The organism is Weissella sp. DD23, assembly GCF_001579105.1.
Lineage (GTDB): Bacteria > Bacillota > Bacilli > Lactobacillales > Lactobacillaceae > Weissella > Weissella cibaria.
This window is the reverse complement of sequence record NZ_KQ970394.1, coordinates 114,062-124,645: the sequence shown is the minus strand read 5'-3', so window position 1 is coordinate 124,645 and position 10,584 is coordinate 114,062. Positions and strand designations below refer to the sequence as shown.

Here is a 10,584-nt window from a genome sequence, read left to right as displayed (position 1 = left end):
GGTTGGTTGGTTGGTTGGTTGGTTGGTTGGTTGGTTGGTTGGTTGGTTGGTTGGTTGGTTGGTTAAGCATGCGCGTGATCCTCTTTCTCGTCAAATTGGATCTTAATTGTTGATCACTTTTTTAAATGGATCAACTTATTAACAACAAGCTTTATAACTTTGATTTATTGCATCATTTAGCTATATTCACAAAAAAGTCCGTCGAGCATATCTCAACAGACTTTCTACCATCTAATACATCAAAGCTGGCGACTTCAGCACCTGAATTTCATCCCCACCAACAATAACTTCATCAGCAACATTTAAGAACAAACCATGCTCAATCACACCTACTTGATTGGCTAACCAATTCGCTAATTCACTTGGAAACGGAATCGTATCTAAATGCAAATCTACAATCTCATTCCCGTTATCTGTCTTCACCGGCTCCCCATCAGCCGTACGACGTAGCACCGGGTGCAAGCCATGGTTATCAAAGACCCGGCACAGCTGCTCAGCACCATAAGTGACAACTTCAACTGGCAATGGAAAATGACCCAGTTCCTCGTGCACCTTTGACGCATCAACAATCCAAACATTCCGGCGAGAGTTTTTAGCGACAACCTTTTCGTACAACAGCGCCGCTCCACCACCTTTAATCCCGTTCAATTGTGCATCAACAACATCAGCGCCATCGACGGTAATGTCAATGTGGTCAACATCATCTACATCTGCCAAAGCAATGCCTAACGTCCTGGCCTGTTCAGCTGTACGCGTCGATGTGGTCACCCCGACAATGTCTAATCCTTCTTCATTGACACGGCGCCCCAGTTCTTCGACGAAAAACTTAACCGTTGAACCTGTGCCAAGACCGACAACCATGCCATTTTCAATTAACGTTGCAGCGTACTTTCCAGCCGCGCGCTTTTGTTCTAATGTGTCCATCAGATCACCTCCAACTATGCATGTACCAAATTTAATGATGCCAACACAGCCTTCTTCGTTGGGATTGACCGAATAGCCCCTGAATGTGAAACCGCAATTGACGACGCCTTGGATGCATATTGAATTGCGTCATCAATATTCGTGCAATCAGCATTTAGGTAAGCAAACGTCGCCCCAATAAATGTGTCGCCCGCAGCGGTTGTATCGACCGCCTTCACTTTAAAAATCGGTTGGGTGCGTGCATCTTGGTCAGCTAACTTGTAGTAAACCCCATCTTCACCCAAAGTCACAATTGTACCCGTAATTGATAGGTCCGCAAATTGATCACTAATATCCAATAAATCATCGAAATCAGTTGATGGTTCGCAGTTTAGCAAAGCGGCTGCTTCCGTTTCGTTCGGCACAATAATGTCCGTTGCAGCAAGAATTGCTGGATCAATATCTTTGTAATTCAAGACCGGTGCTGGGTTAAGCACTGTCGTGACACCGTATTTCTTGGCGAGATAGAAGCCCTTCGCAACCGCCTCTTGGGCAACTTCAAACTGTGCAATCACAAAATCAGCTTCCGCAATAAGTTGTTCTGACTTCACCACATCGTCTGCTGTCAGCTTCATGTTCGCACCACCATACACCAAAATCGTATTGTGGCCATCTTCTTCTAGCAAAATCGTTGCGGTACCCGTAGCGTCTTCTTTTTCAACCAGGCCAGCTGTGTTAATGCCTTCATCTTCAAGCAAATTCCTGAATTGCACACCCGCAGCATCCTGACCAATAGCCCCAATGAAACTCACGTCGGCACCTTGACGGGCTGCTGCGACAGCTTGGTTCGCACCCTTACCACCTAAATTCGTGCCACGCGAATCAACTCGAAGCGTCTCTCCCTGCAATGGTAAACGCGAAATGTTTTGAATAATGTCCAAATTCAAACTACCAATGACAACAATCTTATTCATCACAATCACCTACTTTTCTTCCTTTGCATACTTCATTTCAGAGATGAAGTACCATGACACGATCATAAATGCGATAGTCGGCACAATGAATGACAATTGCATTGAACCAGACCAGTCAGATACCAACCCTTGGAATAGTGGCCATACTGCACCACCAACAATCGCCATCACCAAAATGGCACCGGCCGTTTCGGTATACTTCTTATCTGCGACATTATCCAATGTGTGGGCGTAAATCGTTGGCCACTGTGGACCAAAGAAGAAGCTCACAAACACAGCCGCGTACACGGCAATCATACCTTGGCCGAATGTCGTGACCAGTAACGTAATAGTTCCCAACACTGAGTAGATACTCAACACGGTTGCGACCTTGTAACGTCCCAAGAACCAGGTTGCAACTACTTTACCGACGAACCACATCGCATATGAATAGACCATAAAGGTCGTGGCATCCGCATCACTAATTTGCTTATTCAAATCCAAGGCCAAACGAATTGTAAATGACCAAACCGTTGTTTGCATTCCAACGTAAACGAATTGGGCGAGGATCCCCTTCTTGTAACGGAAGTTTCCCAACAAGTACTTGATGGTTTCACCCAAAGTGGCTTTTTCAGTGGCCTCTTCACCAGCCAGTGTTTCAACCTTTGGCTTAGCGCTTGGCATCTTGGTCACAGCCAAGATCAACAACATAATAATCAGGACACCGATGATGTACTTGTATGGTTGCAAGGTTAATTGCAACATCTTTTCACCATAGGCAATTCGTTCAGCACCATGCATCCCCGCCATCTTGGTCGCCAAATTACCACCTGTGCTAAAAATCATGTACTTTCCAAGTAGAATTCCAGCAATATCTCCCAATGGGGTCAATGCGGCTGAGATGTTCAAACGCAAGTTCGCATACTTCTTAGGTCCAAGCATCGAACTATAGGTATCACTGGCCGTTTCCAAGAATGACAACCCAATCGCGATAGCAAAAATGGCAAATAAGAACATTGAGTACGTTGCAACACGTGAAGCTGGGAAGAATAATCCTGCGCCAATAATGTAAGCAATTAGCCCCAGCATAATCGCAAACTTATACGATGTTTTCTTGATAACCAATGATGCCGGAATCGCAATTAAGAAATACCCACCGTAAAACGCTGACTGCACGAATGCGGTTGAGGCATCATTCAGTTGAAAGACTGTCTTAAACTGTGTGATTAAGATGTCATTCAGACTGGCTGCCGCTCCCCACATTGGGAAGATTAGCGAAATCACAATGAATTGGAACAACGGCGTCTTCGTTAAATACCCATCCGACAATTCATCAATATGCTTTGTAAAAGGTCGTACAACCTTCGCCCCCATGTTTTCCATGATTTATCCCCTTCGACTAAAATGCCACGCCACTACGCAAAATAATATTAGCGAACGGATGTGATTCACCCGTTCGAACCACTGCCCGTGTGGCCCCCAATTGTTGCTTAAATTCCTCATGCGGTACAAACGTCACATCAACATTTGGCAAAACTGCTAAGATTGCCGCTAATTGATCTGGATTTTCCGTCTTGATTTCCTCGGCTAACGTGATGGCTTCAACTTGCATTTCCGTCAAAACATTTTCAAGTACCGTTTGGAAATCTGGCGTTTGGAACGTCACGGCCAGGTCAATCTTCTTGGTCCCCGCTGGTACCGGCAAACCGGCATCCCCAATCGCCAACGTATCCTTATGTCCCATTTGTGCTACCGTGTAAGCTAGCTCAGAATTCAAAATTCCAACCTTCTTCATGATGAATGTCCCCCAAACAAACGTTATAATTTCTATGTAAATCGTTTTTGTAAATCGTTTTACAAATTTTAATATACACCGAATAAACACAATGTAAACCCCTACATTTGCTCAAATAAAAAAATCAAGCACTAAAAACGCGTCGTTTTTAATGCTTGATTGGCATCATATCAATGTTATTTAATCGAATCTGTTGATTCTCTAATAATTAAATGAGTATCTAAAATTTCCGTCTGCTTGGCGATGCTCGGATCGTTAATCCGAGCTAATACCATGTCTAGAGCAATCTGCCCCATTCGCCAAACTGGCTGCGTGACCGTGGTTACTGAGGGTACCATAAATTCTGAATAGTCCGTATTGTCATAACCAACCACACTAAATGTTTTGGGCACGTCCACACCGGCATTTTTCAAACCACGTAATAAGCCAATGGCCAATTCATCGTTTAGGGCAAATGCCGCTGTCACGTTTGCTCGCTTAACGCGAGAGGCAATTGCTAAGCCGCCGTGTTTTGACATCGACGTTTCAAAGCGCGTAATACTAGTGTTCGCCGTCTGATTGACCGTATCTTCAAAGCCTTGAATACGCTCACGCAAATTTTCTGTTAGGTAGTCAGGCAAAATTAGCGCAACATCACGGTGGCCCAATTGTAGCAAATGTTCAGCAACTGTCACCCCACCTTGATATTCATTCGTCTTCACGGAATCAGCATCACTATCATCATTGGTTTGGTCCAAAACCACGTATGGCAGCTTCTGCTTATTGAGATAGGTGTTCACATCTTGCACGTGTGGCAACATGCGTGCGATTACCAAGCCATTAACGCCACGCCCAATCAACGTCAAAATAGCTTGGTCAATCTCGTCATCCGTCGCTGAAAAAAATGCCAGGTCAGCTACGCCATGCGCGTGTTCTTGCATACTTTGCATCAAATCTGAGAAGAACGGATTCCGCAAACTGGGTACTAACACGCCAATTAAGGGATTCGCATTACCACGCAAGCTCTTCGCACTTTGATTTGGCACGTAGCCCAGTTCTTTCTGTGCAGCAAGCACTTTATCAATCGTTTCCTGTGGAAAATGATCATTCCGTTTATTCAGCACTTGTGAGACCGTTGTCGGTGACACACCTGCTAAATTTGCCACATCTTTAATCGACGCTTTTTTCATCACGATCAGTCTCCTTCCACAATCTAGTATGGTTATCATTATACCTGTAAAACCATTTACTAAATAGCTGTCTTGCGAACGTTTTTATGAAATTAGTGCCCAACTACATCCGTACAATCTTGCCCATAAACGCAATGCCATGTTGATACATAAAGTTCTGTGCATCTATCTCAGACCAAAACTGCTTCGCCGTAAACGGACTAAAGGTCGTCTGGATCTGACCATTCACCGCATCGCCAACGTACCCACCATAATATTCAATCACATACATCTTCATTAACCCCATTTCAAAAATTGTCATATCAATCTTACGCCTCTTATCCGGTAATTACTGGTTTTGAGGTCTGCAAAAAAGCGGCGCCCCGCATCACCAGGGCGCCGCTTTATTTTTTTCAGTGAGATTTTTTTGAGTAAAGGTTTGAAACTTAATGTAATACTATTCCATGTTTGAGTGCGTGGCCTTGGCAGTGTCATTTGACACGTGGTCACGACGGCTAATCATCAACGTCAAGATATCCAACGTAATGTGCACACTTTGATCAAACAACGTGCTCAATAATTGGATTGACTTCACTCCGTCACCAGCCTTGGTAGCACCAGGTACCACGATCGTGGCCTCGCCCAAAGTTGCCAATGGTGAGGTTGGGTTTGACGTCACACCAATCACGTGGACACCATTGTCAGCTGCCTTTTGCGCAGGGCCAACAACTGAGCCGGTTGTACCAGAACCTGAGACCGCAACCAAGACATCCCCTTCAGCAATTGACGGCGTAATCGTCTCGCCAATGACAAACACCGTGTAACCGATGTGCATCAAACGCATGGCAAAGCCCTTCACCATCAAACCTGAACGGCCAGCGCCCAATACGAAGATGCGCTTGTCCTTCGTGATGATGTTTTCAGCAGCGTCCAGTTGGGCGTCATCTACTTGCGTCATCACTTCTTGAATTTCTGACAATACTTCATTTACTAAAGCCATTATAGCGCCTCCTTAAATTCACGACCGGCTGCAACTGGATCAGCTGCACCAGCAATCTTTCCACCAACAATGGCAATTTCAGCAATACCATCCGCTGACAACTTCTTCACTTGGTCCAAATCAATCCCACCAGCCACGGCAATGCGCTTGGCCACTGGGAATTGTTCATGGAAGTGCTTAACTGACCCGGCTGCATCGAAGTTGGCGGCATTATCGTGTGAGTGGTGCAATCCAAAGATGGCGTGGTCAAACGTCATCAATGGTGCAATCTCCTCATCCGTCATGTTCAACAAGTCAATCAACATTGTCTTGCCCGCGTTTTCTGTCACCTCATATACGGCACTGATCGTTGATAAGTCGGCTGACCCCATGACCGTCAAAATGTCAGCATTGGCTTCAAAACCCTTGTTGAATTCATAAACACCTTCGTCGATGGCCTTCAAGTCCATCAACAATTCTGAATGCTTAATTTCTGCCTTGATATCTGACAAGGCAATCAAGCCATAGTCCTTTACCAAAGATGTACCGAGTTCAATCACATCAGCAATACCATCAAGGTCCTTCGCCAATGCAATGGCGTGTGCTAATGACACACGATCAATTGCTACTTGTAACTTCATTAGTCTTCACTTACTCCTTCTGCGGCATAAAATGCTGCCAATTGCGCTGGTGTTGGATAACCATCATTGTCACCTGGTGTTTGCACTTGCAAGGCCCCAACTGCGTTTCCACGCATGGCGGCAGCGCGCAATGACTTGTCTTCTAGCAAGGCCGTAATCACACCAAGAGCAAAACCATCACCAGCACCTACTGTATCAACTACCTTCGCAACCTTAAAGCCGGGTACCATAAAGCCTTCTGCATCACGTGTTTGCACGTATGCCCCAGCAGGCCCAACCTTCACGATGACAACCTTTGTCCGCTCACTTTGATTCAAGTAGAAGTCCGCAATATCCTTAGGGTCTTCACTACCCATCAAGATCTTACCTTCGTTGCTACCTGGTAAAATGATATCCGCCGACTTCGCAAATTCATTAATTTCACGAATCATACGAGCATCATCGTTCCAAAGGGCTGGCCGCAAGTTAGGGTCAAACGTGATCAACTTGTCGGCTGCGACCAAGCGATTCATCAAGTGACGGAAGGCCTTGTTTGAGGTCTCTGACAACGCTGGGAAAATCCCTGACATGTGGGCAATTTTCACGTCGTCCAACTTCACGTCATCCAACACATCTGCTGACAAGTGCGCTGCAGCTGAACCTGTCCGGTAGTTAAACGTTTGTGGATCCCCAGTCGTCACCATCTGCTTCAATTGGAATCCCGTCCAGTTATCTGCATCTTCGGTCACGAAAGTCGTGCCAACCCCGTGTTCCAAGATTTGCTTCTTGGCATAACCACCTAATGGATCAGCACCTAAGCGACTCACATATTCCGTTGTGTGACCCAAACGCTGTACCCCGATGGCCACGTTTAATTCTGCGCCACCCAACAACTTAAAGTAATTAATGGTGTCGACCAAGCTAGCGTCCGCGTCCTTCGACATGAACGTCACAACTGGCTCACCAATCGTCAAAAATTCACTCATGATTATAATCCTTCAATCTCTTACTTGATAATCAAAACGGCCAAAATAACGTTAATGATTGAAACAATCCACATTACCGGTACACCCTGCTTCAACAATTCACGACTGTCGACCTTCATGTACTTCAAGGCCCAAACGTTCCATGATTGCGTCAAGTCAGTCGACACCGCCATCAAACTTGGCACATACATCAAAGGCAACAACAAGGCATCTGGGAAAATGTGTGCTCCCGCCAAAACAGCAGCTGTGGCAGCCCCAGCACCCCAAACGTGCAATGGCCCACGGAACAATGCCAATGGTGCGGCAATTCCAAGTGCCAAGGCCAAAATCCAAATGTTTGATGGCAAAATTGACGTCAACAACGTTTGGAAACGCGCCGCATTAATTTGGGCAGCGCCGGAGAACATGATTAGTGCCATCAAGAACATGATCAATCCAGCAATATCTGAAATCGCTGTTTGAATGGTATCGTTCAAAAAGTCAATAAATGACTTCCAGTGGCGCATCTTTCCCGTTAGCAACATCGCCAACAGGGTTGCCAAAATCAATGATGGTACGGCATCCCACTTAAACGCCAAATTCATAAAGACTGGCACAACCGGCACAATAAAGGCAGGCCATGGAATCTTAATTTCTTCTGTGGAAACTTCGGCACCAACCAACTTCAAGTTCTCGTCCGCCTTTGAGGCATCAAATGACTTGCGGTGCATAAAGAGGTAAATGATAACCGCCAACAGTTGCACAGCCATGGCTGTGATACCGAAAATCAAATACTTGCCACTGTAGTCAGCCTTTGGGAAGAAGGCTTTGATTTGGTTGAAAAGCACCAGATTCAAGTACATTGGTGCACCAACCGACATCAAGAAGACTGGCAAAGCAATCTTACGTGGAATACCAAGTGACAAGAGAATTGGCAACAAGATAACTCCGATCGCGATAACTGACCCAACCCCGTACGCACTAATGAAAATCAAGGCCGTAACTAAGATAACCAAAATGGCGGCAAGCATCACATTCTTCTTACCCGCCTTCGCCGTGCGTTGTGAAATGGCTGGCGCAATACCCGAATCAACCAAGACACGACCAAACCATGACCCAAACGCAATGTAGATAATCGTTGGCCCGTAATTCAAGGCTGGCTCAGCGAAAACCTTCTTAATGGCAACATCAAATGGTACTAACCCGATGACTGCCCAGAGGATTGCCATCACAAAGAACCCAACCATCAAGTTACCACCCTTGAAGATGTAGAAGATAAAGCCGACAAATGTCAGCAACAGCAAAATTGCAATAATCGTGTTAACCATGATTAACGGGCCTCCATCGCGTGACGTAACATCGTCACTTGTGCGGCAATTTGTTCGTTAGTTGCCATTGGGAATTCCAAGGCAACATCAACAGTATTGTCGAATAACTTGTAAATGGCTTCCCAATCGAACAAGCCTTCAGCCAAATCAGTCGTTACAATCAAACCATTGTCCGTGTCAGCTGCATTCTTAAAGTGCACGTAATCAGTGTAAGGTGCCAATAGCTCAGCACTCTTTACGGCATCCCCCTTCGTAAACGCCCAGTTGCCCAAGTCATAAACGTACCCAATTTCGACACCTGCTGACTTTGCGTCTTGCAAGAAGGCGTGGATTGGTTCCAGATGACCACTTAATGCCGTTTGATCATTCTCAATGTTGATGGTGATATCAGCTGGCCAGTCCTTAAAGGCCATTGCCAGGTCGCCAGTAAAGTTGGCGTAATCACCCAAATTGAACTTCGCTTTAACCGCGCCTAGTGTTTGTAGCTCCGCAATGTACTGCGGTAACTTTTCATTAACTACCCCGTTGACGAACAATTCATCAGGGATGCTTAATGCGACTGCCAAATTCGCTGCCGTGGCTGCTTCGCGCACCGCGGCCAGTTCCGTTGTTAAGTCGTGGAAATATTCGCGTCGAACTTCAATCCCATCAGCACCTAAATCCTTAACTTGGGCAACTAATTCGGCTTGCGTACGTCCCTGCTTCACCGCATCCTCAAAAATCCATGTATTCAAAAATAGCTTTGCCATGTCATTCCCCTAAGAACAGTGGCACCATTTCGTCAAACCGCACCATTGCTCACCTAATCTCTAAAATATCCGTTGTCATTTTAGGTTAAGCGCTTAACCAATATCCAAAAATATATGGGCACAATGGCCCGTTAAAATTAAGTCGCTAACTAATCTTGCTTACTCACAAGTTAGGTAAGCGCTTAACCTTACGTGAAAAGAATAACACCCAAGTTGGGTGTTGTAAACAGTCTATTCATAAGTCGCCGCAATGACGATTTTTTCAGTTTGTGTTTTGGCCGCCTTTTTATCCAACCGACGTAAGAGCAACTCAGCCGCCGAAGCCCCCATCAGAAAAGGGTTTTGCTGGATCAACTTCACGTTTGGATTAAGGTCACGTGCGAGCTTCGTGTCTGAAAAACCAGTCACTTGTAATTGCGCTGTCAATACATTTTCACGAATCATGTGCGGTAAGATTTCCAACATCAACCGTTCCTTAAAGAAGAACACGACGGTTGGGGCATCCGTTGGCAATTGACTAATAATCGCTTGCACCTGTTCCGCACCAATGATCCCTGCATGCGCAATTTCAATCATTTGGGCATCTGGATAAACTGCCTGCACCCCACGCCAACGCGCCGTACGCGTTGACACATTGGCAATTGGTTCAGAAATCACAACAACGTTCGCAAAGCCTTGGTCACGATAGTGTTGCGCCGCCCGTTTTGCAGCTTGCTCATTATCCGTCACGACCATGTCATAGTCGCCACCCGTTGTCTCACGGTCAACCAAAACGACCGGTAAATTCTTTTTAATGTGCTTTTGTAGCACTTCATTATCAGCCGAGATTGGTTGCATAATCACACCATCAAAATTTTGTTGGCTGATGCGATCAAGCAATGATGCTTCCCGCTTAACTGATGAATTTGTGTCAAAGAGCACCCCGGTATACGATTCCGCTTCAAGAATCGATGAGGCCCCTTTGAAGAATTCCGTTGAAAAATAATCATCCACATCCGCAGCCACGATGGCAATCAGACCACTGCGTTGCGTCATCAATTGGACCGCTGAGGCGTTAGGCACGTAGCCGGTTTCTTCGATGATTTGCTTAATGCGATTCGCCGTTTTATCCGACATTTTCTCAAGCCGGCCATGGAGATATCGT

At 45.7% G+C, this 10,584-nt stretch carries 12 protein-coding genes and 1 pseudogene; all 13 read right to left on the bottom strand.

Translation table 11 applies throughout. The annotated features are described in order from the left end of the window. Nucleotides 1-57: pseudogene (locus WEIDD23_RS15025) on the bottom strand (PT domain-containing protein); the annotation flags it as partial. A gap of 174 nt (nt 58-231) precedes the next feature. Then, on the bottom strand, nt 232-924 hold the full coding sequence (rpiA, locus tag WEIDD23_RS08025) for a ribose-5-phosphate isomerase RpiA (protein ID WP_010370843.1): 693 nt from the start codon (nt 922-924) through the stop codon (nt 232-234). Nucleotides 925-938: 14 nt separating this feature from the next. Continuing rightward, complete coding sequence (rbsK, locus tag WEIDD23_RS08020; protein WP_108731115.1) at nt 939-1,877, bottom strand: ribokinase; 939 nt, start codon at nt 1,875-1,877, stop codon at nt 939-941. Nucleotides 1,878-1,886: 9 nt separating this feature from the next. Further along, nucleotides 1,887-3,239 (bottom strand): L-fucose:H+ symporter permease, encoded by a 1,353-nt coding sequence (fucP, locus tag WEIDD23_RS08015; protein ID WP_010370847.1) that lies wholly within the window; start codon nt 3,237-3,239, stop codon nt 1,887-1,889. A 16-nt stretch (nt 3,240-3,255) separates the two neighbouring features. After that, the gene (gene rbsD / locus WEIDD23_RS08010) at nt 3,256-3,651 is read right to left on the bottom strand and encodes a D-ribose pyranase (protein WP_010370848.1); all 396 of its coding nucleotides are present in this window, start codon (nt 3,649-3,651) and stop codon (nt 3,256-3,258) included. Nucleotides 3,652-3,827: 176 nt separating this feature from the next. Beyond that, the gene (locus WEIDD23_RS08005) at nt 3,828-4,820 is read right to left on the bottom strand and encodes a ribose utilization transcriptional repressor RbsR (RefSeq protein WP_010370849.1); all 993 of its coding nucleotides are present in this window, start codon (nt 4,818-4,820) and stop codon (nt 3,828-3,830) included. A gap of 103 nt (nt 4,821-4,923) precedes the next feature. Further along, complete coding sequence (locus WEIDD23_RS08000; protein WP_010370851.1) at nt 4,924-5,121, bottom strand: hypothetical protein; 198 nt, start codon at nt 5,119-5,121, stop codon at nt 4,924-4,926. 135 nt (nt 5,122-5,256) lie between these two features. Further along, on the bottom strand, nt 5,257-5,799 hold the full coding sequence (gene hxlB / locus WEIDD23_RS07995) for a 6-phospho-3-hexuloisomerase (RefSeq protein WP_010370852.1): 543 nt from the start codon (nt 5,797-5,799) through the stop codon (nt 5,257-5,259). Further along, entirely contained in the window at nt 5,799-6,419 is a 621-nt protein-coding gene (locus WEIDD23_RS07990) for an orotidine 5'-phosphate decarboxylase / HUMPS family protein (RefSeq protein WP_010370853.1), read from the bottom strand. Before WEIDD23_RS07990 ends, hxlB begins: the two co-directional genes overlap by 1 nt. Continuing rightward, entirely contained in the window at nt 6,419-7,384 is a 966-nt protein-coding gene (locus tag WEIDD23_RS07985) for a sugar kinase (RefSeq protein ID WP_010370855.1), read from the bottom strand. The genes WEIDD23_RS07990 and WEIDD23_RS07985 overlap by 1 nt, the downstream gene beginning before the upstream one ends. 20 nt (nt 7,385-7,404) lie before the next feature. Continuing rightward, a complete protein-coding gene (locus WEIDD23_RS07980) occupies nt 7,405-8,691 on the bottom strand; it encodes a hypothetical protein (RefSeq protein WP_010370857.1) in 1,287 nt (428 codons plus the stop codon). Nucleotides 8,692-8,693: 2 nt separating this feature from the next. After that, nucleotides 8,694-9,440: a sugar phosphate isomerase/epimerase family protein gene (locus WEIDD23_RS07975; RefSeq protein ID WP_010370859.1), complete on the bottom strand. Its 747-nt coding sequence runs from the start codon at nt 9,438-9,440 to the stop codon at nt 8,694-8,696. A 231-nt stretch (nt 9,441-9,671) separates the two neighbouring features. After that, a partial coding sequence (locus WEIDD23_RS07970; protein ID WP_062358916.1) for a substrate-binding domain-containing protein occupies nt 9,672-10,584 on the bottom strand: 913 nt, incomplete at its 5' end.

Excerpts from the sequence above, each read along its gene's own strand:
- rpiA (WP_010370843.1), bottom strand. The coding sequence starts at position 924 with ATGGACACATTAGAACAAAAGCGCGCGGCTGGAAAGTACGCTGCAACG.
- rbsK (WP_108731115.1), bottom strand. The coding sequence starts at position 1,877 with ATGAATAAGATTGTTGTCATTGGTAGTTTGAATTTGGACATTATTCAA.
- fucP (WP_010370847.1), bottom strand. The coding sequence starts at position 3,239 with ATGGAAAACATGGGGGCGAAGGTTGTACGACCTTTTACAAAGCATATT.
- rbsD (WP_010370848.1), bottom strand. The coding sequence starts at position 3,651 with ATGAAGAAGGTTGGAATTTTGAATTCTGAGCTAGCTTACACGGTAGCA.
- WEIDD23_RS08005 (WP_010370849.1), bottom strand. The coding sequence starts at position 4,820 with ATGAAAAAAGCGTCGATTAAAGATGTGGCAAATTTAGCAGGTGTGTCA.
- WEIDD23_RS08000 (WP_010370851.1), bottom strand. The coding sequence starts at position 5,121 with ATGACAATTTTTGAAATGGGGTTAATGAAGATGTATGTGATTGAATAT.
- hxlB (WP_010370852.1), bottom strand. The coding sequence starts at position 5,799 with ATGGCTTTAGTAAATGAAGTATTGTCAGAAATTCAAGAAGTGATGACG.
- WEIDD23_RS07990 (WP_010370853.1), bottom strand. The coding sequence starts at position 6,419 with ATGAAGTTACAAGTAGCAATTGATCGTGTGTCATTAGCACACGCCATT.
- WEIDD23_RS07985 (WP_010370855.1), bottom strand. The coding sequence starts at position 7,384 with ATGAGTGAATTTTTGACGATTGGTGAGCCAGTTGTGACGTTCATGTCG.
- WEIDD23_RS07980 (WP_010370857.1), bottom strand. The coding sequence starts at position 8,691 with ATGGTTAACACGATTATTGCAATTTTGCTGTTGCTGACATTTGTCGGC.
- WEIDD23_RS07975 (WP_010370859.1), bottom strand. The coding sequence starts at position 9,440 with ATGGCAAAGCTATTTTTGAATACATGGATTTTTGAGGATGCGGTGAAG.